Below are 22,568 nucleotides of genomic sequence, written 5' to 3'. Positions count from 1 at the left end.
AAAGAGGGTTGCGCGCATTGTACTGTATAAGAATACAGTATTCCGGGGCGCAGCCATGATTCACCCAGCACCGCAAAAGGGCCGCGGTACGGCACACAATCCACACAACCGCTTTGCCCCCAGCCACTCGGTGGCGGAGGATGACGGCTGGTACCAGGAGGTGCCGCAAACCCAGGGCACCGAGGTGCGGGTCGAGGTGGCCAAATCGGTGATCAGCCGTAATACCTCCCCCGACTTGCCGTTCGATCGGTCCATCAATCCTTATCGAGGGTGCGAGCACGGCTGCATCTACTGCTACGCTCGCCCTTCGCATGCCTACTGGGACCTTTCGCCCGGCCTGGATTTCGAGACCAGACTGATCGCCAAGACCAACGCTGCCGAGGTACTTGCGCAACAACTGAGCAAGCCGGGTTATGTGTGCTCGCCGATCAATCTGGGCTCCAATACCGACCCGTACCAGCCGATCGAGCGGGAACAGATGTTGACCCGGCGCCTGCTCGAAGTGCTGCTGCGCTTTCGCCACCCGGTGACCATCGTCACCAAGGGGGCGCTTGTCCTGCGCGACCTCGACCTGCTGGCTGAAATGGCCAGGCAGGGGCTGGCGCGGGTGATGATCAGCCTCACCACCCTGGACGACGACCTCAAGCGAGTACTCGAGCCCCGTGCGGCCTCGCCCAAGGCCAGGTTGCGCGCCATCCGCGTATTGCGCGAAGCCGGGGTGCCGGTGGGCGTGCTGTGTTCGCCGATGATTCCGATGATCAACGACAGTGAACTGGAGCGCCTGCTAGAAGCGGCCCGGGATGCAGGCGCACAGAGTGCCGCCTACATGATGCTGCGGCTGCCGCTGGAAGTGGCGCCGCTGTTCGAACAATGGCTGCAGGACCATTACCCGCAGCGGGCGTCCCATGTGCTCAGTCTGATTCGCCAGAGCCGTGGCGGCGAATTGTACGACAGCCGCTTCGGCACACGAATGCGTGGTGAAGGCGTATTTGCCGAGTTGCTGGCACAACGCTTTGCCAAGGCCATGAAGCGGCTGGCGTTCGAAGGGCGGGAAGCGCAAGCGCTGGATTGTTCGGCATTTTGCCCGCCCGGTGGGCAGATGGCCTTGTTCTAGGTAGCCAAAAGGGCGAATTGCCAGCCTTCAATGCGACTAATCCAAGCAAATAATTGCAGTAATGGCTCTTGGCAGCTGATGGTTTTTTGCTATTATCCAGATCCCGCCTCTCTCATCTGGAACACGCGTTCTAGAGCCTCCGAATTAAGTTTCAGTTAAGTTTTCCCCGCTAGCGTAGGAAATCAGTCTCCACCGACTGTGATTTATGGCCCGTGCGCGTCATCTAAAACCCTGCATAGCCAGAATCTTTCACCGGTAAAATGGATTTACCTACACACCGTCAAGAGGATGAATCATGCCCGTCAAGGACCCATCCAAGGTCGTTCCGCAGGTCCCCGCGGAGAGCGCCGATGCCGCCCTTAAGCACATCGTCGACGGCTTCCTGCGTTTTCACCATGACGTTTTCCCCGAGCAGCAAGAGCTGTTCAAGAAGCTCGCCACCGCGCAGACCCCGCGCGCCATGTTCATCACCTGTGCCGACTCGCGCATCGTTCCCGAGCTGATCACCCAGAGCTCGCCGGGCGACCTGTTCGTGACCCGTAACGTCGGTAACGTGGTACCGCCCTACGGCCAGATGAACGGCGGTGTTTCCAGTGCCATCGAGTACGCCGTGCTGGCGTTGAAAGTGCACCACATCATCGTCTGTGGCCACTCCGACTGCGGTGCCATGCGTGCGGTGCTCAACCCGCAGTCGCTGACCAAGATGCCGACCGTTTCCGCCTGGTTGCGCCACGCCGAGGTGGCCCGCACCGTGGTCGAGAACAATTGCTCGTGCGGTAGCGAACACGAAACGATGCAGGTGCTGACCAAGGAAAACGTCATCGCCCAGCTGCATCACCTTCGCACCCATCCGTCGGTGGCTTCGCGCCTGGCGGCCGGTGAGCTGTTCATCCATGGCTGGGTCTACGACATCGAGACCAGCAAGATCGAAGCCTACGACGCCGCCAGCGATAGCTTCCTGCCGCTGGCCGCTGGCGAGCCGGTCCCCTGCGCTACTCCAAGAGGCCGCTACTAAGCGACCCATCCGCCAGCTGAAACCTTGATCGCCGGCTGCACCCTACCAGGGTGTGGCGCGGCTTTCGGCTGCCTTTAATTCCCTGACTCCCTGCCGGCATGCCTGCTGGCGGCCTGCGCCTGCGCGCTTGTCAGGGGCAAACGTGCCCATAGCCAGGGGAATGGCTATGTGACAGAGAATGGAGAAACAACGGTGAACATTACACAGTTGAAAGCGGCCCTGCCGCGTGAGTTGCTGGCGTCGGTAGTGGTCTTCCTGGTGGCCTTGCCACTGTGCATGGGTATTGCCATCGCCTCGGGCATGCCGCCGGCCAAGGGCTTGATTACCGGCATCATCGGAGGCATCGTCGTGGGTTTCCTGGCCGGTTCACCACTACAGGTGAGTGGCCCGGCCGCCGGCCTGGCCGTGCTGGTGTTCGAGCTGGTGCGCCAGCATGGCATGGCCATGCTCGGGCCGATCCTGCTGCTGGCTGGCCTGCTGCAATTGCTGGCCGGGCGCCTGCGCCTGGGCTGCTGGTTTCGCGTGACCGCGCCGGCGGTGGTGTACGGCATGCTGGCAGGGATCGGCGTGCTGATCGTGTTGTCGCAGGTGCACGTGATGTTCGATACCGCTCCTCAACCCTCGGGAATACAGAACCTGCTGGCGTTTCCTGCGACCCTGACCTCTGCCCTGCCGCTGGAAAGTTCAGGCTCAGGCTGGCAAGCCGGAGCCCTGGGTTTGGGTACCATCGCCATCATGTGGTGCTGGGAGCGCTGGCGGCCACAAACGCTGCGTTTTCTGCCCGGTGCTCTGCTGGGTGTGGCAACGATGACAGTGATCAGCCTGTGGCTGGCGCTGCCGGTGAACCGTGTGCAGGTCCCGGCAGACCTTTCCCAGGCGATCGACTGGATCCGCCCGGATGATCTGATGAAGCTGGCTGACCCCACCTTGCTGGTTGCCGCCATCGCCCTGGCCTTTATCGCCAGCGCCGAAACCTTGCTGTCGGCCGCCGCGGTCGACCGTATGCACAGTGGCCAGCGTTCGGATTTCGACCGTGAACTGTCGGCCCAAGGCATCGGCAACATGCTTTGCGGTGTGCTGGGCGCGTTACCGATGACGGGGGTGATCGTGCGCAGTTCGGCCAATGTTCAGGCGGGCGCGCAGACCCGAGCCTCGGCTATCCTGCATGGTCTGTGGTTGTTGGCGTTCGTCGTGGTGCTGAGCAGTGTACTGCAGCAGATCCCGGTGGCGAGCCTGGCGGGCGTGCTGGTATTCACTGGTATCAAACTGGTGGATTTCAAAGCGCTTCGTAGTCTGGGCCGGTACGGCCGCATACCGATGTTCACCTACGCCGCCACCGCGTTGGCGATCATCCTCACGGACCTGTTGACCGGCGTGCTGCTTGGCTTTGCCCTGACCTTGCTGAAGCTGGCGTTGCAGGCGGCGCGGTTGAAGATCAACCTGGTCAGCCTGGAAAAGCCTCGGCACATGGAGCTGCGGCTCAGTGGCGCAGCCACCTTCCTCAAAGTGCCTGCGTTGACCCAGGTGCTGGACAGGGTGCCAGCGGGTACACAGCTGCACGTGCCGTTGGCCAACATTCGTTACATCGACCATTCCGTGTTGGAGATGTTCGAGGATTGGGGGCGTGCCCAACGCAGTGTCGGGTCACGCCTGATTATCGAACAGCGCGGTTTCAAACGTCGTATCGAAGGTCGTGTGCGTACTGCAGCAGAGTGCTGAACTCAGTCTTCTTCTACTACGTGAATGGAGGGGGAGCCGGGCCAGGTACCATACAGGTTGATGGTTCGGCATCCGCCCACCCACTGGCTCAGTGGAGTTGTCCAACGCCTTGTTAGCACCTGGTTCTGGCCGATGTTGACAAATTCGGCCTTGAACTCGAGGTTCCTTGCCTCCAACGGGATGGTGAAGCTGTTCGACAGGCCGCCGACAATGCTAACCGGTCCCTGTGTCTGACCAGGTTGGCCTGGCAAGTCATAGGTAATCGATGCTTTGGTGATATAGGTGGTCATGGAACTGGCCTTGCTGTCCACAGCCAGTAGCAGGCTGCTCATTTTCCGCACCCAGTTAGGAATGATCAGCTTGTCCGGGCCAAATGAAGCAAAGCTGTAGGCCACCGGCAGTGGCTGGGCTGCAATCTGGCCATCCTGGGCGGGCAGCGTGTGGGTTTCCACAGCCGAACTGTCGCGTCGGGAAATGAACGTTGCCCCACCCTTGCCAGAACTGCCGCTTTCGCCAAGCAAGGTGTTCAGACCGCTCGCTGAGCCTGAGAGGGAGAACTTGGCATTCTTGGTTTTCGCCCCGGCATTCACGCCGCTGTCGGCGAGGATCACACTGGTGACCACGCCAAACCCTTCTGAAATCCTGCCGTTGTCGGTCATGCCTACCTTCCCGGCCTGGGTATAAAGCCAGTCGAACTGATCATGGATCAAGGTCAGGTCGCTGAGACGTTGCTCTCCGTTCAGGGCAAACTCTGAGGCAATCGACTCTTCTTTGCCGAAGGTCCACTCCATCGTCAATTCTGGTTTTACCTGCGCGCCAGTGGTTGGGTCCAGCACGGTGCCGGATATATTGGCCTTGCTCTCCTTACGAATTACGTCCTTGGAACTGATGACCCAGCGGCGCTCCTGTTGGTGCTCGGTAATTTTCACAGTGGGCAAGGCCTCGCAGACGAGGGTGAAATCGCCGGAGGTGGGGTCGATCATGCCCACTGCGCCTGGTTTGATCATGGGATTGAGCGCCCAGTTGCCCCAAAGGGTCGAGCGACTGGCGCGTAGCAGGTCGGTGTAGACCCGGTTCCATTTGATACTCATAGATTCTTCCTCGCTAAATATGGGGGTGCCTGTCCAAAGGAGGGCAGGAAGAATCTATCCGTACGCGCTGGCGCCCGATCAGCTGGTGACGATTCCCTTGATCAGGCCGACTGGCCTAATTCCACGCCCAGCTGGCGTGACAGACACGGCCAGCGCTTCCAGGCTGCGCCGGTTTCCGGGCTACTTAGCTTTTCGCGGTAGGCCTCCACCGATTCCACGGCAAAGCTTTCTTCATCGAGCATTTCGTCGACAGAGTGATGCACCACCTCGTCCAGCTGGTTGGCAAATTCCTCGCCGATCAACTGGTGGGCGATCAGGTTGGCAACGGTAGTGTCGACCGGGATCAGCGGCTGCTGGAAGTGGCGGATATAGAGGTCGTTGACCTCTTCCACCAGGCGGTGCGCCAGATAAGCCTCGTCCAGCAGGCAATCCAGGCCCACATGACCCTCCATCACGCTCGGTGGCTGGAGGAAATAGGCTTCGGCAATCTTCAGTACAGGTTTGATTTGCGACTCGATGCCGGCTTCCCGCGCCACTTCGTGGGCAGCCTCCAGCAACTCCGGAACCTGGTCGATATAGGCGCTGACGAAGCGCGCCAAAGTACCCTGGGCGTCCTGCTCAGGCAGTTGGATCGAGGGGTGCAGATGGGGCAGTTGCAACTCGAGACGCTTTTTCAGTTGGCCGGTCTGGCCTTCGTGTTGGTGGGCTTGGCTTACCTGCTCGCGTACAGCAGCGATGTTCATGACAACTCCAGGGACATTACGTTTCAAACGGAAGACACTAAATTAGCTCGGTATACAGAATACCTAAGACGCATTTGTTATAAGTGGCGCAAAGCTGCGCATGCTCAGGCATATCGAAATGCCATTATCGCGCCACGCGTTGTCAAGCGCGCGGTTTTCCGACGGTTTCGGCCATTTCATGAAGTTCATTTCACCGGTGTCGTTGCGTGCCATTGGTCGCTGTCTATACTCCCGGTGAACGTGATTCGTTGATGAGGCCCGACTGCTTTTAGCAGGGGCTCGGTCGTCGAAGCCAGGCAGTCTTGACCGCCGTTCCCTCTTGCCGCAGGCCACGCCTCCGGGACTACAAGAACGAGAAGGGGAACCCGCAATGATGCGACATCCACATGTCTGGATGGGCCTCCTGTTGTGGTCGGTTTTTGGTCAGGCCAACGCAGCCTGGACCGTGAACATGCACCCGGGGGCGACGGAAGTCTCCAACGCCGTCTTCGACCTGCACATGACCATCTTCTGGATCTGCGTGATCATCGGCGTCGTTGTGTTCGGCGCGATGTTCTGGTCCATGGTCATCCACCGCCGCTCCACCGGCCAGCAGGCTGCGCATTTCCACGAGCATACCTGGGTGGAGATCCTCTGGACCGTAGTCCCGTTCCTGATTCTGGTGGCGATGGCGATCCCGGCCACCAAGACCCTGATCGACATCTACGACGCCAGCGAGTCGGACATCGACATTCAGGTCACCGGCTACCAGTGGAAATGGCACTACAAATACCTTGGCCAGGACGTGGAGTTCTTCAGCAACCTGGCCACGCCTGCCGATCAGATCCATAACCAGGCACCCAAGGACGAACACTACCTGCTCGAAGTCGACCAGCCGCTGGTGTTGCCGGTCGGCGCCAAGGTGCGCTTTCTGGTGACCGCCGCCGACGTCATCCACTCTTGGTGGGTACCGGCGTTCGCGGTCAAGCGTGATGCCATCCCCGGTTTCGTCAACGAAGCCTGGACCCGTATCGACCAGCCCGGCATCTACCGTGGTCAGTGCACCGAGCTGTGCGGCAAGGACCATGGCTTCATGCCGGTGGTGGTCGAGGTCAAGTCCAAGGCCGATTACGACGCCTGGCTCGGCGAGCGCAAGGCCGAAGCCGCCAAGCTCAAGGAGCTGACCAGCAAGGAATGGACCCTGCAAGAGCTGGTGGAGCGTGGCGACAAGGTCTACCACACCACCTGCGTGGCCTGTCACCAGGCCGAAGGCCAGGGCTTGCCGCCGATGTTCCCGGCGCTCAAGGGCTCGAAGATCGCTACCGGGCCGAAGGAAGCCCACCTGGGCATCGTCTTCCATGGCAAGCCCGGCACTGCCATGGCCGCGTTTGGCAAGCAGCTTTCGGAAGTCGACATCGCCGCCGTCGTCACCTACGAGCGCAACGCCTGGGGCAACAACAAAGGCGACATGGTCACGCCGAAGGACGTGTTGGCACTGAAGCAGGCAGAAGCGCAATGAACCGGGTTACTCGCGGCAATCAATGGATTGCAGGAGACAGGACATGAGTGCAGTGATCGACGACCACGCCCACGGCCATGAGCATGCACACGGGCCGGCCAAGGGCCTGATGCGCTGGGTGCTGACCACCAACCACAAGGACATCGGCACGATGTACCTGTGGTTCAGCTTCATCATGTTCCTGCTCGGCGGCTCGTTCGCCATGGTAATCCGCGCCGAGCTGTTCCAGCCCGGGTTGCAGATCGTGGAACCGGCATTCTTCAACCAGATGACCACCATGCACGGCCTGATCATGGTGTTCGGCGCCGTGATGCCGGCCTTCGTCGGCCTGGCCAACTGGATGATCCCGCTGATGATCGGTGCGCCCGACATGGCCCTGCCACGAATGAACAACTTCAGTTTCTGGTTGTTGCCGGCGGCCTTCCTGTTGCTGGTGTCGACTTTGTTCAGCCCGGGAGGCGGGCCGAATTTCGGCTGGACCTTCTACGCCCCGCTGTCCACCACCTATGCCCCGGCCAGCGTCACCTTCTTCATATTCGCCATCCATCTGATGGGTATCAGCTCGATCATGGGCGCGATCAACGTGATCGCCACCATCCTCAACCTGCGTGCGCCGGGCATGACCCTGATGAAAATGCCGCTGTTCGTCTGGACCTGGCTGATCACCGCGTTCCTGCTGATTGCAGTGATGCCGGTGCTGGCCGGTGTGGTGACCATGATGCTGATGGACATCCACTTCGGCACCAGCTTCTTCAGTGCCGCCGGCGGCGGTGACCCGGTGCTGTTCCAGCACGTGTTCTGGTTCTTCGGCCACCCAGAGGTCTACATCATGATCCTGCCGGCCTTCGGCGCGGTCAGTTCGATCATCCCGGCGTTCTCGCGCAAGCCGCTGTTCGGCTACACCTCCATGGTTTACGCCACCGGTGCGATCGCCTTCCTGTCATTCATCGTCTGGGCCCACCACATGTTCGTGGTCGGCATCCCGGTGGTCGGCGAACTGTTCTTCATGTACGCAACCATGCTGATTGCCGTGCCCACCGGGGTGAAAGTGTTCAACTGGGTCAGCACCATGTGGGAGGGCTCGCTCACCTTCGAGACGCCGATGCTGTTTGCCATCGCCTTCGTCATCCTGTTCACCATCGGCGGCTTCAGCGGGTTGATGCTGGCCATCGCGCCGGCCGACTTCCAGTACCACGACACCTACTTCGTGGTGGCGCACTTCCACTATGTGCTGGTGCCCGGGGCCATCTTTGGAATCTTCGCCTCGGCCTATTACTGGCTGCCGAAATGGACCGGCCACATGTACGACGAAACCCTCGGCAAGCTGCACTTCTGGCTGTCGTTCATCGGCATGAACCTGGCGTTCTTCCCCATGCACTTCGTAGGGCTGGCCGGCATGCCGCGGCGAATTCCCGACTACAACCTGCAGTTCGCCGACTTCAACATGGTGTCGTCGATAGGCGCCTTCATGTTCGGCGCCACGCAGATTTTCTTCCTGTTCATCGTCATCAAGTGTATCCGTGGCGGCGCGCCGGCGCCGGCCAAACCCTGGGATGGCGCGGAGGGCCTGGAGTGGTCGGTCCCCTCGCCTGCGCCCTACCACACCTTCCAGACGCCACCGGAAGTGAAATAGGAACGCTGCCATGAATGGCCTTTCGCTCAGACGCCTGGTGCTGCGCCTGCTGATGCTGACGGTGGTGATGTTCGCCTTCGGCTTTGCATTGGTGCCGATCTACGACGTGATGTGCAAGGCCTTCGGCATCAATGGCAAGACTGGCGGGCAGTATGAAGGCAGCCAGCTTGCCGACCCGACGCGTTCGGTGCGGGTGCAGTTCATGTCGACCAATGCCGGCGACATGGTCTGGGACTTCTACTCCACGGCGGATCAGCTGGAAGTCAACCCCGGCGCGGTGAACCAGATGATCTTCATCGCCCATAACCCGACCGACCGACCAATGAGTGCCCAGGCCATCCCCAGCATCACCCCGGCCGAGGCCGCAGCATACTTCCACAAGACCGAGTGCTTCTGCTTTACCCAGCAGGTGCTGCAACCCGGCGAACGCATCGAGATGCCGGTGCGCTTCATCGTCGACCGCGACCTGCCGGCCAGCGTGAAGCATCTGACCCTGGCCTACACCTTGTTCGACATCACCGCTCGCCACCCGCCGGTCGCGCATATCGCGGCGCAGGACGTCCAGGGCGCCCGTTAAGGGAAGGAGAACAGCAATGGCAAGTCACGAGCACTACTACGTCCCGGCACAGAGCAAATGGCCGATCATCGCCACCATTGGCATGTTCATCACGGTGTTCGGCCTGGGCACCTGGTTCAACGACATGAAGGCCGGCCACCCCGAGTCGCACGGGCCGCTGATCTTCTTCGTTGGCGCATTGTTCCTGGCCTACATGTTGTTTGGCTGGTTCGGCTCGGTGGTGCGGGAGAGCCGCGCGGGGCTGTACAGCCCGCAGCTGGACCGTTCGTTCCGCTGGGGCATGAGTTGGTTCATCTTTTCCGAGGTGATGTTCTTCCTGGCGTTCTTCGGTGCGCTGTTCTATGTGCGCGTACTGGCCGGCCCGTGGTTGGGGGGTGAAGGGGCCAAAGGGGTGACGCACATGCTGTGGCCGACTTTCGAGTTCACCTGGCCGCTACTGCACACGCCGGACCCGAAACTGTTCCCACCGCCCAAGGAAGTCATCGACCCGTGGCACCTACCGCTGATCAATACCATCCTGCTGGTGAGCTCCAGCGTGACCATCACCATTGCCCACCATGCGCTGCGCCGTGACAACCGCGGCGCGCTGAAATTGTGGATGGCGCTGACCATCATCCTGGGGGCCAGCTTCATTGCGCTGCAGGCCTACGAGTACCACGAGGCCTACACCCAGCTGGGGCTGACGCTGGGTTCGGGGATCTACGGCGCGACGTTCTTCATGCTGACCGGCTTCCACGGGGCCCACGTGACACTTGGCACGATCATTCTGATCGTGATGTTCCTGCGCATCCTGCGCGGGCACTTCAACCCAGACAAACACTTTGGTTTCGAAGCCGCCAGTTGGTACTGGCACTTCGTCGATGTGGTGTGGGTGGGGCTATTCATCTTTGTGTACGTGCTTTGACAGACGGCGCGGTCCCTGTAGGAGCGGCCTTGCGCCGCGAAGGGCCGCCAATGCGGGCTATCAGAGGTATCGGCGTCGCCGGATTGGGGCCGCTACACGGCCCTTCACGACGCAAGGCCGCTCCTACAAGGCGTCTCCTAGGATCAGAAAGGGGCGTGAGAAACCAGCTGGCCACTGATGAAGCCCCAGGCGACCAGGCCGATGGTCAGGGCTGCCAGGGTCACCCGCACGGTCAGCGCCTTCAGCAGGCGGGTCGAGTTCTCGTCGTCCTTGACCAGAAACACCAGCCCACTGAACAGGCTGGCAATCGTGGCCAACAGCATCAGGACAATCGCGGCCTTGAGCATGGCGGTACTCCAGGGGGGATGCGGTGATGTGGACAAGTATAGCGAGCGCCCTGGCGAGGCACCGATGAGGCCGTTTCGCCCGGGCTGGGTGCCAACCCTGGTAGTGCTTGCGCTACTGCCGGGGCTGATCGCGCTGGGTTGCTGGCAGCTCGGCCGCGCCACGGAAAAGCGTTTGCTGCTGGCTACCTATGCCGAGCGCCGGGCCGAGGCTCCCCTGGCCATGGCCCAGTTGACCGCGAACCAGGACAACGCCTTTCGCCGCGTGCGCCTGTATGGCCGTTTCGATGGCGAGCACAGCCTTTTGCTCGACAACCGCCTGCGTGATGGCCGGGCCGGTGTCGAGTTGCTGCAACCTTTCCATGACCATGCCAGCGGCCTGTGGCTGCTGGTCAATCGCGGCTGGTTGCCATGGTCGGATCGCCGTGTGCCGGTGCACTTCGATACTCCGGCCCAAGCACTGGCGCTGGATGCTGCGGTGTATGTCACGCCCGGCAGCACGTTCCAGTTGCACCCCGACCCGGCAGGCGGCCAGTGGCCGCTCTTGCTGACCGCTGTCGATGCCGCCCAGTTGTGGCAGCAGCTCGACCGCGAAGGCTTTGCCCAAGAACTGCGCCTGGAACCTGGCCCGGCAGCCTACCGCCTGGACTGGCCGGTTGTCGCCATGGGCCCGGAAAAACACCTGGGGTACGCCGTGCAGTGGTTCGCCCTCGCGGCTGCGCTGGTACTGCTCTACCTCTACTTCGGCTGGCACCACAACAAGGAGAAACGCCATGGCCACCGCCACTCCACTGGACGTGCCTGAACGCAGCAAGCCCAGAGCCCGTGGGCGTTTGCAGCTGATCCTGATCCTTCTGGTGGTGCTCGGGCCGATGATCCTTGCCACCAGCATGTACAAGCTCAAGTTCTGGGTGCCGGAGGGTCGCAGCTACCACGGCGTGATGATTGGCAATGGTGAAAGCCGTGCCGATCTCGGCGTGGCGGGCCAGGACCAGCGCTGGCAATTGCTGGTAAGCGCCCCGGAAGCCTGTGCCGAAGATTGCCAGCGCCTGGTGTACCTGGCCCGGCAGATCCAGGTGGGCCTGGGCCGTGACGCCAGCCGTGCCAGCCATGCGCTGGCTAGCGCCCAGCCGCTGAGCGCCGATTACCAGGCGTTGCTTGGCCGCGAGTATCCACAGTTGCAGCGTTACCCACTGGATGCGCAACGCTACCTGCAGAAGGTCGGCGAGGCCGGCCCGCAGCTGTGGATCGTCGACCCGCACGGCAACCTGGTGCTGCGCTACGATGCCAAGGTCAACGGCAAGCATGTGCTGGACGACCTGCGCCACCTGCTCAAGCTGTCCAACATCGGCTAGGAGCCTGTCATGGCCAGACCCGGATTCCGCCTTGCTGTGTTTGCCACTTTGCTGGCACTGCTGGTCGTCCTGCTCGGTGCCTATACCCGCCTGACCCACGCAGGGCTCGGTTGCCCCGACTGGCCAGGTTGCTATGGCTTCATCAGCGTGCCCAAGAGCGAAGCGCAGCTGGCCCATGCCGAGCTGCATTTTCCCGATCATCCCGTGGAAGCCGCCAAGGGCTGGGCCGAGATGGTGCATCGCTACTTCGCCGGCACGCTGGCGCTGGTAATCGCCCTGCTCGCCTTCCAGGCAGTGCGCCGTCATACCCGCGATGGCCGGCCTTATCGTCTGCCCTTGCTGCTGCTGGGCGTGGTGCTGGCCCAGGCCGCTTTCGGCATGTGGACCGTTACCCTGCAACTCTGGCCGCAAGTGGTAACTGCACACCTGTTGGGCGGCTTCACCACGCTGAGCTTGCTGTTCCTGCTATCCCTGCGTCTGTCCCGGGCATTTGCGCCTTTGCCAAAATTGCCGCTGAGCCTTCGCCGGGTCGCTGCGCTGGGGTTGCTGGTAGTGATCGGCCAGGTCGCCCTTGGCGGTTGGGTCAGTTCCAATTACGCCGCCGTGGCCTGCATCGACTTGCCGACCTGTCACGGTGAGTGGTGGCCGGCAGCCGACTTCAGCAATGGCTTCCACCTGACCCAGCAGGTCGGCCCGAATTACCTGGGCGGCCAGCTCGACAGCGACGCTCGCACCGCTATCCACATCAGCCACCGCCTGGGAGCGCTGGCCGTGACGCTTGTGCTGTTGCTGCTCAGCTGGAAGCTGCACCGCAACCAGCTCAATGGCCTGGCGCGCCTGGTGTTGCTGGCGTTGGCGCTACAGGTGAGCCTGGGCCTGGCCAACGTGGTGCTGCACCTGCCACTGGCCGTCGCCGTGGCTCACAACGCTGGCGGGGCGCTGCTGCTGCTGACCATGGTTTTCCTGAACTACCGCATCCGGGTGGCTGACCAAATTCATATCAGCCATGGCTGGCGCCTGACGCCGATGGCCGGCGCGGGTGTCGCCCCACACGCGAGGAATGCACTGTGGCGCCGCTTCTGAACGCACAGGGACAACGTGCCGGCTGGCGCGACTACATCGAACTGACCAAGCCCAAGGTGGTGGTGCTGATGTTGATCACCTCGCTGGTGGGCATGTTGCTCGCCAGCCGTGCCGGCGTGGCGTGGCAGGTGCTGGTGTTCGGCAACCTCGGCATCGGCTTGTGCGCAGGCGGTGCAGCGGTGGTCAATCACGTCGTGGACCGGCGTATCGATGCCCTGATGGCGCGCACCCACAAGCGCCCCGTGGCCCAAGGGCGCGTCGAGCCGCTGCCGGCGCTGCTGTTTGCCTTGGGCCTGGCGCTGGCGGGCATGGCCTTGTTGCTGGTGTTCACCAATCCCCTCACGGCCTGGCTGACGCTGGCTTCGCTGGTAGGTTATGCGGTGATCTATACCGGCTTTCTCAAGCGTGCCACGCCACAGAACATCGTTATCGGCGGCCTGGCCGGGGCCGCCCCGCCGCTGCTTGGCTGGGTCGCGGTCAGCGGGCACGTCAGTGCCGAACCGCTGTTGCTGGTGCTGATCATATTTGCCTGGACGCCACCGCATTTCTGGGCCCTGGCCATTCACCGCAAAGCGGAATATGCCAAGGCCGACATCCCGATGCTGCCGGTGACCCACGGCGAGCGCTACACCAAGCTGCATATCCTGCTGTACACCCTGGTGCTGCTGGCGATCACCCTGCTGCCCTATGTCATCCACATGAGTGGCCCGCTCTACCTGGCCTGTGCCGTCCTGCTGGGTGCACGCTTCCTGCAATGGGCCTGGGTGTTGTACCGTGGCAGCCGGCCGCACGCGGCGATCGGCACCTTCAAGTACTCTATCGGCTACCTGTTCGCGCTGTTCATCGCGTTGCTCGTTGACCACTACCTGTTGCTGAACCTATGACCCGAACCCAGAAAACTGTCTTCATCCTCGTTGCCCTGGTCGCGCTGATTCTGGGCCTGACCGTCAACAAGGTGCTCAATGGCCGCGACCAACCCAATCCGACCGAGCTGATCGATGCCGGTATTATCCTGCTGCCACAGAGCCGCGCCGTGGCCGATGTCACCATGACCAACCAGGACGGCCAGGCGGTGCGCATGGATGACCTGAAAGGCAAATGGTCGCTGCTGTTTTTTGGCTACACCTATTGCCCGGATATCTGCCCGACCACCCTGGCACAGCTGCGCCAGGTCAAGAGCGAGCTGCCCAAGGAGGCGTTAGACCGGCTGCAGGTGGTGCTGGTGAGCGTTGACCCGAACCGTGACACACCGAACCAGCTGAAACAGTACCTGGGTTATTTCGACAAGGACTTCGTCGGGGTGGCGGGGTCGATCGAGGATACCCAGAAGCTGGCCAATGCCTTGAGCATCCCGTTCATTCCGGCGGATACCAGCAAGCCGGGGTATACCGTGGATCACAGCGGCAACCTGGCGGTTGTGGGGCCGGACGGGCGCCAGCGCGGGTTCATTCGGGCGCCGTTCAACAACCAGAAGCTGGTGGCGCAGTTGCCGGGGCTGGTCAAGCGGGATTGAGTTAGCCCCAGAAGCTTCGCGGGTAAACCCGTTCCCACAGGTACAGCGTAGGCCGTGAGCCTTGCGCTATCCCTGTGGGAGCGGGTTCACCCGCGAAAAGTCCAGCGCGATGTGACGGCTTAGAACGCCGGTACCACAGCGCCCTTGTACTTCTCATTGATGAATTGCTTCACCTCAGGCGAGTGCAGCGCAGCGGCCAGCTTCTTCATCGCCTCCGAGTCCTTGTTGTCCGGGCGGGCAACCAGGATGTTCACGTACGGCGAATCGCTGCCTTCGATGACCAGCGCGTCTTTCTCCGGGTTCAGCTTGGCTTCCAGCGCATAGTTGGTGTTGATCAGAGCGGCATCGACCTGGGTCAGCACGCGCGGGATGGTGGCGGCTTCCAGCTCACGGAATTTCAGGCTTTTCGGGTTTTCGGCAACATCCTTCACGGTGGACAGGATGTTCTTGTTGTCCTTCAGCTTGATCACGCCGGCCTTGTCCAGCAGCAGCAGGGCGCGGCCACCGTTGGTGGCGTCGTTGGGGATGACCACGGTGGCGCCGGAGGACAGCTCGTCCAGCTTCTTGATCTTGGCCGAGTACACGCCCAGTGGCTCGATGTGCACGCCAGTCACGCTTACCAGCTGGGTGCCCTTGGCCTTGTTGAATTCATCCAGATACGGCTGGTGCTGGAAGAAGTTGGCATCCAGGCGCTTTTCCGCCACTTGCACGTTCGGCTGGATGTAATCGGTGAATTCCTTGACCTTCAGCTCCACGCCCTCTTTTGCCAGCGCAGGTTTGACGAAGTTGAGGATTTCGGCGTGTGGCACCGGGGTGGCGGCGACCGTCAGGGACTCGGCGTTGGCCGAGAAGGCCGCGACAGCGGCGACAACAGCAAGCAGCTTCTTCATTGATTCACTCCTTGTGAGGGCCGCGACGGCCCCCGAACGGGTCGGCCAGGCCGACCCCATTGGGGTTATTTACGGGAAAAATGCACGACCAGTTTGTCGCCGACGCTTTGCAGTACTTGAACCAGTACCAGCAGCAGCACCACGGTTACCACCATCACATCGGTCTGGAAACGCTGGTAACCGAAGCGGATGGCCAGGTCGCCCAGGCCGCCGGCACCCACCACGCCGGCCATGGCGGTGTACGACACCAGGGTGATGGCAGTCACGGTAATGGCCGCGAAGATGCCCGGGCGGGCCTCCGGCAGCAATGCGTTGGTGATGATCTGGCGGGTGGTGGCGCCCATCGACTGGGTGGCTTCGATGATGCCGCGGTCCACTTCACGCAGGGCCGTTTCCACCAGGCGTGCGAAGAACGGTGTGGCGCCAACGACCAGCGGCGGGATGGCACCCGCGACGCCGAGCGAAGTGCCGGTGATCAGCACGGTGATCGGGATCATCACGATCAGCAGGATGATGAACGGCAGCGAACGCAGGATGTTCACGATCAGCGACAGCAACGCATAAACGCCCTTCTGCTCGAACATCTGCCTGGGCCCGCAGAGGAACAGCAGCACGCCCAGCGGCAAGCCCAGCAGCACAGTGAAGAACAGCGAGCCGAACAGCATGATCATGGTATCGACAGTGGCCAGCCAGATTTCGGCCCAGTCGACGTTGGCGAAGAAATTCAGGGCGTCCATCAACGCAATACCTCCATATGTACGTCAGCTGCCTTGAAGCGGGTGAACGCCGCTTCCATGTCACCGCCGATCAGGGCGAGGGTCAGCTGGCCATAGGGCACGTCCTTGATGCGGTCGATACGCCCGGCGAGGATGCTGTAGTCCACACCGGTCTCGCGGGCAACGGTGCCCAGCAGTGGCGCGTAGGTGGCGTCGCCCTGGAAGGTCAGGCGCACGATGCGCCCTGGCACGTGGGCAAAGTCGTCGCGCTGCTCGCCCTCGTCGACCTGCTCGTCTTCCTGGACGAAACGTTTGGTGGTGGGATGCTGCGGGTGCAGGAACACCTCGGCTACCGGGCCTTGCTCGACGATCTGACCGGCATCCATCACCGCCACGCGGTCGCATACCCGGCGAATCACGTCCATCTCGTGGGTGATCAGCACGATAGTCAGCTTCAGCTCGCGGTTGATCTCGGCCAGCAACTGCAGGACCGAGGCCGTGGTCTGCGGGTCGAGGGCGCTGGTGGCCTCGTCGCACAACAGGATCTTCGGGTTGGTGGACAAGGCGCGGGCGATGCCGACGCGCTGCTTCTGGCCACCGGACAATTGTGCCGGGTACTTCCTGGCATGGTCGGAAAGGCCGACCCGGGCCAGCAGCTCGGTGACCCGCTTGTCGATTTCGCTGCGCGACAGCTCGCCCGCCAGCGTCAGCGGCAGGCCGACGTTATCGGCGACGGTCTTGGAAGCCAGCAGGTTGAAGTGCTGGAAAATCATCCCGACCTGCTGGCGGAAGCCGCGCAACTGGCTGGCGTTGAACGCGGTGACATCTTCGCCGTCGACGATGATCTTGCCGCCGGAAGGTTCTTCCAGGCGGTTGATCAGGCGCAGCATGGTGCTCTTGCCGGCGCCGGAATGGCCGATCAGGCCGAACACCTGGCCATTCTCGATGGCCAAGGTGGTCGGATTCAGTGCGGGAATTTCCCTACCGGCAACGCGGTAGGTCTTGTGTACCTGTTGGAACTCGATCACGTAGCGAACCTTGTGGGGCGCATTGAAATTGGGGTCAGCGGTTGGCTGGGGTCGCGCATTTTAGCCTTTTCCAATAGCTGTTCTTAGCATTTATTTCGTATTGCACCAATCCTTCGGGCATATCGCGACAACCGGTAAAGTCAATTGAACGCAACCAAGCGGCCTCCAGTCACTACTTGAACATGCCCTGCAGGGCAGCCTGAAGACGGATGAGGAGAGCCAACGATGCCCAGCAAGAAGACGGATTCGCCCAAACACAGCCAGCTCGCCGGCACCGACACGCCAGACCGTGCCAACACCAATGCCAAGGTGCAAAGCCTGGAAGACGTGCGCAGTGACGCCACGGGCCAGGCGCTGCGTACCAATCAGGGTGTACGCATCGCTGACAACCAGAACACCCTGAAGGCTGGCGACCGTGGCCCCTCGTTGCTCGAAGACTTCATCATGCGCGAGAAGATCACCCACTTCGACCACGAGCGTATTCCGGAGCGCATCGTGCATGCCCGGGGCACTGGCGCACATGGCTATTTCCAGAGCTATGGCAACCATTCAGCGCTGACCAAGGCGGGCTTTTTGCAGGACCCTGCCAAAATTACGCCTGTTTTCGTGCGCTTTTCCACGGTACAGGGGCCGCGTGGGTCGGCCGACACAGTGCGTGACGTACGTGGTTTCGCGGTGAAGTTCTACACCGACGAAGGCAACTTCGACCTGGTGGGCAACAACATGCCGGTGTTCTTCATTCAGGATGCGATCAAGTTTCCGGATTTCGTACACGCCGTGAAGCCGGAGCCGCACAACGAGATTCCCACCGGTGCTTCGGCCCACGACACCTTCTGGGATTTTGTCTCGCTGGTACCGGAGTCGGCACATATGGTGATGTGGGCAATGTCGGACCGCGCGATTCCACGCAGCCTGCGGATGATGGAAGGGTTCGGCGTGCATACCTTCCGCCTGATCAACGACCAGGGCGTCGCCAGTTTCGTCAAGTTTCACTGGAAACCGCGTCAGGGCGTGCATTCCCTGCTGTGGGACGAAGCGCAGAAGCTGGCGGGGAAAGACGCCGACTTCCAGCGCCGCGACCTGTGGGAAGCCATCGAGACGGGTGACTACCCGGAGTGGGAACTGGGCGTGCAGATCGTGCCGGAAGCCGACGAACACAAGTTCGACTTCGACTTGCTGGACCCGACCAAGATCATCCCGGAAGAACTGGTCCCGGTTACGCCGCTGGGCAAGATGGTGCTGAACCGCAACCCGGACAACTTCTTTGCCGAAGTGGAACAGGTGGCGTTCTGCCCGGGCCATATCGTGCCCGGTATCGACTTCACCAATGACCCGTTGCTGCAGGGCCGGCTGTTCTCCTACACCGACACCCAGCTTAGCCGCCTGGGCGGGCCGAATTTCCACCAGATCCCGATCAACCGCCCGGTTGCCCCCAACCACAACAACCAGCGCGATGCCTTGCACCAGCATGTAGTGCACAAGGGGCGCGCCTCGTACGAGCCAAATTCCATCGATGGCGGCTGGCCGAAAGAAACCCCGCCAGCTGCGCAGGATGGCGGTTTCGAGAGTTACCAGGAGCGCATCGATGCACACAAGATCCGCCAGCGCAGCGAATCGTTCGGCGACCATTTTTCCCAGGCGCGGCTGTTCTTCCAGAGCATGAGCCCGACCGAACAGCACCACATCATCAAGGCTTACAGTTTCGAACTGGGCAAGGTCGAGCGTGAGGCGATCCGGGCGCGGGAAGTGAACGAAATCCTGGCCAACATCGACCTGAAGCTGGCTGCGGCGGTGGCGGCAAACCTCGGCCTCCCCGCACCGACGGCGGGTACCGTGCAGGTGAAGGGCAGCCAGTTGGCTCAGTCGCCCGCGCTGAGCCAACTGAATCACCCTGGGGTGGTCGGTATCAAGGGGCGCAAGATCGCGGTACTGGTGGCGGATGGCGTGGACGCCGGTAGTGTCGACCGGTTGGTGAAGGCGCTGGAGGCGCACAGTGCCCGGCCGCTGCTGCTGGGGCCGACTTCAGCGCCGGTGAAAGCCGCGGACGGCACGCAGCTGCCGGTTGCTGCTTCGATGGAAGGCATGCCATCGATCATGTTCGACGGAATAGTCGTACCGGGTGGCAAGGCCTCGACCGATGCGCTTGCGGCCAGCGGGTTGGCCAAGCATTTCCTGCTCGAGGGTTACAAGCATCTGAAGGCCATGGTGCTGACCAGGGAGCTGTCTGGCAGCCTGGGCCTCAAGGAAGACAAGGGCTTGGTGCTGGGGGATGACCAAGGCGCGGTGGATGCCTTCGTCAAAGCGGTCGAAGGGCACCGGGTGTGGGAGCGAGAGGCGGCTGCGGAGGCTGTACCGGCCTGAGGGGCTGCTGTGCAGCCCATTGCGACACAAGGGCGGTCCTACAGGGAAGCGCATTGCGCTGTAGGAGCGGCCTTGTGTCGCGAAAGGAGCGCGAAGCGGCCCCGTTGTTCAACGCTGATGTGGAACCAGCACCACTTGTGCCGGCAGCGCGCGCTGGATCTCATGCTTCTGCTTCAGCTCGAACCCGCTGTCGATCTTGCGCACGCGCTTCTCCAGCAAGGTTTTCAGCCAAGGCCCATCCTCGGTACGCGGCACCTGGAACACCACGTCACACTGGTAGCTGACCACGTCGGCGGCGATATCATCCAGCTGGCGGCGCATGGCGCGGCTGTCGGTAGTCTTCAAGGCCACCACAGTGCTGGGGGCGGCCGGGTCGATGATGCGTGCCTTGGGCTTGGCTTCGGCGGCCTTCAACGCTGCCTCCGCTTTCTCCAGCTCGGCTTTGCGGGCCTGGGTAACGGCATCGCCACCGGTGACTGCCGGGGCCTGCGGCATCAGCGCGCGGGCGCGGGCCAGGGCGGTGGCCGCAGCGTTCACGTCGCCCTTTTGCAGGAAGACCTGGCTGCGCTGCAGGTAGGCTTCGGCCAACTGGCGCTGGTATTGCTCCAGGCGCGCGTCATCCGGCGACTGCGCCTGCAGAGCGGCCAGCTGGTCTTCGGCGGTTGCCAGCTCGTTGCTGGCGATGTTCTGTTGCAACTGCTGCCAGGCATCGGCTTGGGCAGGTACGGCGGCCTGTTCGACCGGTGCGCTGGAACAGGCAGCCAGGAACAGGGAAAACGCGGCAACAAGCAGATAACGGGAGGCGAACGGCTTCATTCCTGCGACTCTCTATTTGCGCAAAAAGCGAGCAAGTCTACACCCAGGTGCGCACGCTCGAAAACAAGTCTTACAGACCCTTTACGTGCGAAAAGGTTGCAGGGCGCGCCTTCACGCGCCCAGATTTTCAGCGTTTAGGCAGGGCCAGGCTCAGCAAGAATAGCACTGCCGCACAAACCACGATCGACGGGCCGGCGGGGGTGTCCTTGAACCAGGACATGGCCAGGCCGCCGCATACCGCGGTCACGCCCAGCAGGCTCGCGCCGACGGCCATCTGCTCCGGGGAGCGGGCGTGGCGCTGTGCCGCAGCGGCGGGGATGATCAGCAGCGAGGTGATCAGCAATACGCCGACGATCTTCATGGCCACGGCGATCACTACCGCGATCAGCAACATCAGCGCCATGCGCAGGCCTGCTACAGGCAGGCCTTCGACCATGGCCAGCTCTTCGTGCACGGTGACGGCCAGCAGCGGCCGCCACAGCATGGCGAGCAGCGCCAGCACCAGCACGCTGCCGCCGAGGATCCAGGCCAGGTCGGCGGTGCTGATGGCCAGCAGGTCGCCGAACAGATAAGCCATCAGGTCGATGCGCACGTCGTGCATGAAACTCAGCACCACAAGGCCGAGCGACAGGGTGCTGGGGGCGAGGATGCCGAGCAGGGTGTCGGAGGCCAGCGGTTGGCGTTGCTGCAAGGTGACCAGAAGGATCGCCAGCAGCAGGCAGCCCACGGTTACCGCCAGCGCCGGGCTGACGTCCAGGGCAAAGCCCAGGGCTACACCGAGCAGGGCGGCGTGAGACAGGGTGTCGCCAAAATAGGCCATGCGCCGCCACACCACGAAGGAGCCCAGCGGGCCGGCCACCAGCGCCAGGGACAAACCGGCAAGCAGGGCGTAGAGAAGAAAATCAGCCATGCTTGCAGTGCGCTCCGTGAACATGGGTGCCAGGGTTGACCACCGAGCCATGCAGGTCGTGGCTGTGGTCGTGATGGTGGTGATAGATGGCCAGGCTGGGTGCGGCGGCCTGGCCGAACAGCTCGACAAATGCCGGGTCGCCGCTGACCTGCTCAGGGTGGCCTGAACAGCAGACGTGGCGGTTCAGGCATACCACCTGGTCGGTGGCGCTCATGACCAGGTGCAGGTCGTGGGAAACCATCAGCACGCCACAGCCGTGGCGGTCGCGCAGGCGGGTAATGAGGTTGTACAGCTCGGCCTGGCCGACCACGTCGACGCCCTGCACCGGCTCGTCGAGCACCAGTAGCTGGGGTTCACGCAACAAGGCACGGGCGAGCAGCACGCGCTGCATCTCACCGCCAGAAATGGTCTGGATCGGGCTGTCGATTACCTGCTCGGCGCCCACTTCCTGCAGCGCCGACAAGGCGGCCGCTCGGTCTACTCCGGGAACCAGGCGCAGGAAGCGCAGCACCGACAGCGGCAGCGTGGCATCCACCTGGATCTTCTGCGGCATGTAGCCGATGCGCAGTTTCGGTTTGCGCCATACTTTGCCGTGATGCGGCTTGAGCAAACCGAGTACGGCACGCACCAGGGTGGTCTTGCCCGCGCCGTTCGGGCCGATCAGGGTGACGATCTGGCCGGGAGCGACCGACAGGTCGATGCTGTCGAGCACCGCCTCGCCGCCGAAGGTGACGCCGACCTGCTCCAGGCGGATCAGTGCATCGCTCATGCCACGCTCCGGCAGTTGCCGCACAGGCCGACCACTTCCACGGTCTGGCTCTCGACCGTGAAACTTACGCCTTTGGCGCTGTCGACGATGGCTTGGCTGATACTGTCCTGCTCCAGCTCGATGGCCACGTGGCAAACCCGGCAGATCAGGAACTGACCCTGATGCACGTGTTCGGGGTGGCTGCAGCCGATGAAGGCGTTGAGCGAGGCGATACGGTGCACCAGGCCGTTCTCCAACAGGAAATCCAGCGCACGGTACACCGTGGGTGGTGCGGCGCGGCGGCCGTCCTGCTCGCTGAGCACGGCAAGGATGTCGTAGGCACCCAGCGGCTTGTGGCTTTGCCACACCAGCTCCAGCACGCGGCGGCGCAGCGCGGTCAGGCGCAGGCCCTGGCGGGTGCACAAGGCGTCGGCTTCAGCCAATGCGCTGTGCACGCAATGGGAATGATCGTGAGGGCGGTTGGCCAGCGGCGTGATGGACATGGGCAGC

At 62.3% G+C, this 22,568-nt stretch carries 23 protein-coding genes; 13 read left to right on the top strand and 10 right to left on the bottom strand.

Features of this window, described 5'->3' with window-relative positions; translation table 11 throughout:
* Window positions 1-55 precede the first annotated feature (55 nt).
* From ACVWZT_RS08500 to ACVWZT_RS08490, 3 genes are all read left to right on the top strand, one after another.
* A complete protein-coding gene (locus ACVWZT_RS08500; protein ID WP_457468932.1) occupies window positions 56-1,114 on the top strand; it encodes a PA0069 family radical SAM protein in 1,059 nt (352 codons plus the stop codon).
* A 295-nt stretch (window positions 1,115-1,409) separates the two neighbouring features.
* Window positions 1,410-2,129 (top strand): carbonic anhydrase, encoded by a 720-nt coding sequence (locus tag ACVWZT_RS08495; protein WP_085621386.1) that lies wholly within the window; start codon window positions 1,410-1,412, stop codon window positions 2,127-2,129.
* 192 nt (window positions 2,130-2,321) lie between these two features.
* Window positions 2,322-3,848, top strand: coding sequence for a SulP family inorganic anion transporter (locus ACVWZT_RS08490; protein ID WP_457468930.1), 1,527 nt, complete (start codon window positions 2,322-2,324; stop codon window positions 3,846-3,848).
* A 2-nt stretch (window positions 3,849-3,850) separates the two neighbouring features.
* Here ACVWZT_RS08490 and ACVWZT_RS08485 read toward each other — a convergent pair whose 3' ends face one another.
* Window positions 3,851-4,939, bottom strand: a complete 1,089-nt coding sequence (locus tag ACVWZT_RS08485; RefSeq protein ID WP_457468928.1) for a hypothetical protein — start codon at window positions 4,937-4,939, stop codon at window positions 3,851-3,853.
* A 101-nt stretch (window positions 4,940-5,040) separates the two neighbouring features.
* Window positions 5,041-5,682, bottom strand: a complete 642-nt coding sequence (locus ACVWZT_RS08480) for a hypothetical protein (protein WP_457468926.1) — start codon at window positions 5,680-5,682, stop codon at window positions 5,041-5,043.
* A gap of 370 nt (window positions 5,683-6,052) precedes the next feature.
* On the opposite strand from ACVWZT_RS08480, the gene coxB reads away from it, so the two are divergent.
* Genes coxB through ACVWZT_RS08460 form a run of 4 tightly spaced genes read left to right on the top strand, consistent with a single transcriptional unit; the run spans window position 6,053 to window position 10,294 of the window.
* The gene (gene coxB, locus ACVWZT_RS08475) at window positions 6,053-7,180 is read left to right on the top strand and encodes a cytochrome c oxidase subunit II (RefSeq protein ID WP_457468925.1); all 1,128 of its coding nucleotides are present in this window, start codon (window positions 6,053-6,055) and stop codon (window positions 7,178-7,180) included.
* A 43-nt stretch (window positions 7,181-7,223) separates the two neighbouring features.
* Complete coding sequence (ctaD, locus tag ACVWZT_RS08470) at window positions 7,224-8,813, top strand: cytochrome c oxidase subunit I (protein ID WP_457468923.1); 1,590 nt, start codon at window positions 7,224-7,226, stop codon at window positions 8,811-8,813.
* A gap of 10 nt (window positions 8,814-8,823) precedes the next feature.
* The gene (locus ACVWZT_RS08465) at window positions 8,824-9,390 is read left to right on the top strand and encodes a cytochrome c oxidase assembly protein (RefSeq protein ID WP_225779878.1); all 567 of its coding nucleotides are present in this window, start codon (window positions 8,824-8,826) and stop codon (window positions 9,388-9,390) included.
* 16 nt (window positions 9,391-9,406) lie between these two features.
* On the top strand, window positions 9,407-10,294 hold the full coding sequence (locus ACVWZT_RS08460; RefSeq protein ID WP_296235112.1) for a cytochrome c oxidase subunit 3: 888 nt from the start codon (window positions 9,407-9,409) through the stop codon (window positions 10,292-10,294).
* 143 nt (window positions 10,295-10,437) lie between these two features.
* Here the strand turns inward: ACVWZT_RS08460 and ACVWZT_RS08455 are convergent, their stop codons facing one another.
* Window positions 10,438-10,641 (bottom strand): twin transmembrane helix small protein, encoded by a 204-nt coding sequence (locus ACVWZT_RS08455; protein ID WP_003258925.1) that lies wholly within the window; start codon window positions 10,639-10,641, stop codon window positions 10,438-10,440.
* A 64-nt stretch (window positions 10,642-10,705) separates the two neighbouring features.
* Here ACVWZT_RS08455 and ACVWZT_RS08450 point away from each other — a divergent pair, with 64 nt between their 5' ends.
* The 5 genes from ACVWZT_RS08450 to ACVWZT_RS08430 are packed head-to-tail and all read left to right on the top strand — an operon-like array spanning window position 10,706 to window position 14,589.
* Window positions 10,706-11,443 (top strand): SURF1 family protein, encoded by a 738-nt coding sequence (locus tag ACVWZT_RS08450; RefSeq protein ID WP_457472039.1) that lies wholly within the window; start codon window positions 10,706-10,708, stop codon window positions 11,441-11,443.
* Entirely contained in the window at window positions 11,412-11,993 is a 582-nt protein-coding gene (locus ACVWZT_RS08445) for a hypothetical protein (RefSeq protein WP_296235111.1), read from the top strand. The genes ACVWZT_RS08450 and ACVWZT_RS08445 overlap by 32 nt, the downstream gene beginning before the upstream one ends.
* 9 nt (window positions 11,994-12,002) lie before the next feature.
* Window positions 12,003-13,076 carry a COX15/CtaA family protein gene (locus tag ACVWZT_RS08440; RefSeq protein WP_457468920.1) on the top strand — a complete coding sequence of 358 codons (1,074 nt, stop codon included), beginning with the start codon at window positions 12,003-12,005 and terminating at the stop codon, window positions 13,074-13,076.
* Window positions 13,061-13,960, top strand: coding sequence for a heme o synthase (gene cyoE / locus ACVWZT_RS08435; RefSeq protein WP_296235109.1), 900 nt, complete (start codon window positions 13,061-13,063; stop codon window positions 13,958-13,960). The genes ACVWZT_RS08440 and cyoE overlap by 16 nt, the downstream gene beginning before the upstream one ends.
* Window positions 13,957-14,589, top strand: coding sequence for an SCO family protein (locus ACVWZT_RS08430; protein WP_296235108.1), 633 nt, complete (start codon window positions 13,957-13,959; stop codon window positions 14,587-14,589). The genes cyoE and ACVWZT_RS08430 overlap by 4 nt, the downstream gene beginning before the upstream one ends.
* 119 nt (window positions 14,590-14,708) lie before the next feature.
* Here ACVWZT_RS08430 and ACVWZT_RS08425 read toward each other — a convergent pair whose 3' ends face one another.
* The 3 genes from ACVWZT_RS08425 to ACVWZT_RS08415 form a co-directional block, all read right to left on the bottom strand.
* Entirely contained in the window at window positions 14,709-15,479 is a 771-nt protein-coding gene (locus ACVWZT_RS08425) for a MetQ/NlpA family ABC transporter substrate-binding protein (protein ID WP_457468919.1), read from the bottom strand.
* 65 nt (window positions 15,480-15,544) lie between these two features.
* Window positions 15,545-16,216, bottom strand: a complete 672-nt coding sequence (locus ACVWZT_RS08420; protein ID WP_296235106.1) for a methionine ABC transporter permease — start codon at window positions 16,214-16,216, stop codon at window positions 15,545-15,547.
* Complete coding sequence (locus ACVWZT_RS08415) at window positions 16,216-17,223, bottom strand: methionine ABC transporter ATP-binding protein (RefSeq protein ID WP_457468918.1); 1,008 nt, start codon at window positions 17,221-17,223, stop codon at window positions 16,216-16,218. Before ACVWZT_RS08415 ends, ACVWZT_RS08420 begins: the two co-directional genes overlap by 1 nt.
* 225 nt (window positions 17,224-17,448) lie before the next feature.
* Here ACVWZT_RS08415 and katE point away from each other — a divergent pair, with 225 nt between their 5' ends.
* Window positions 17,449-19,584 (top strand): catalase HPII, encoded by a 2,136-nt coding sequence (katE, locus tag ACVWZT_RS08410; protein WP_457468916.1) that lies wholly within the window; start codon window positions 17,449-17,451, stop codon window positions 19,582-19,584.
* A 108-nt stretch (window positions 19,585-19,692) separates the two neighbouring features.
* Here the strand turns inward: katE and ACVWZT_RS08405 are convergent, their stop codons facing one another.
* From ACVWZT_RS08405 to zur, 4 genes are all read right to left on the bottom strand, one after another.
* Window positions 19,693-20,400, bottom strand: a complete 708-nt coding sequence (locus tag ACVWZT_RS08405; protein WP_296235103.1) for a PA5502 family lipoprotein — start codon at window positions 20,398-20,400, stop codon at window positions 19,693-19,695.
* A gap of 127 nt (window positions 20,401-20,527) precedes the next feature.
* Window positions 20,528-21,310: a zinc ABC transporter permease subunit ZnuB gene (znuB, locus tag ACVWZT_RS08400; RefSeq protein ID WP_296235102.1), complete on the bottom strand. Its 783-nt coding sequence runs from the start codon at window positions 21,308-21,310 to the stop codon at window positions 20,528-20,530.
* The gene (gene znuC, locus ACVWZT_RS08395) at window positions 21,303-22,079 is read right to left on the bottom strand and encodes a zinc ABC transporter ATP-binding protein ZnuC (protein WP_457468913.1); all 777 of its coding nucleotides are present in this window, start codon (window positions 22,077-22,079) and stop codon (window positions 21,303-21,305) included. Before znuC ends, znuB begins: the two co-directional genes overlap by 8 nt.
* The gene (gene zur / locus ACVWZT_RS08390; RefSeq protein ID WP_296235100.1) at window positions 22,076-22,561 is read right to left on the bottom strand and encodes a zinc uptake transcriptional repressor Zur; all 486 of its coding nucleotides are present in this window, start codon (window positions 22,559-22,561) and stop codon (window positions 22,076-22,078) included. Before zur ends, znuC begins: the two co-directional genes overlap by 4 nt.
* Between the last annotated feature and the right edge of the window lie 7 nt (window positions 22,562-22,568).

The sequence above is a fragment of the Pseudomonas sp. TE21394 genome (assembly GCF_054057835.1).
The sequence above is the reverse complement of the archived record's forward strand: the minus strand, read 5'-3'. Positions and strand labels throughout refer to the sequence as shown.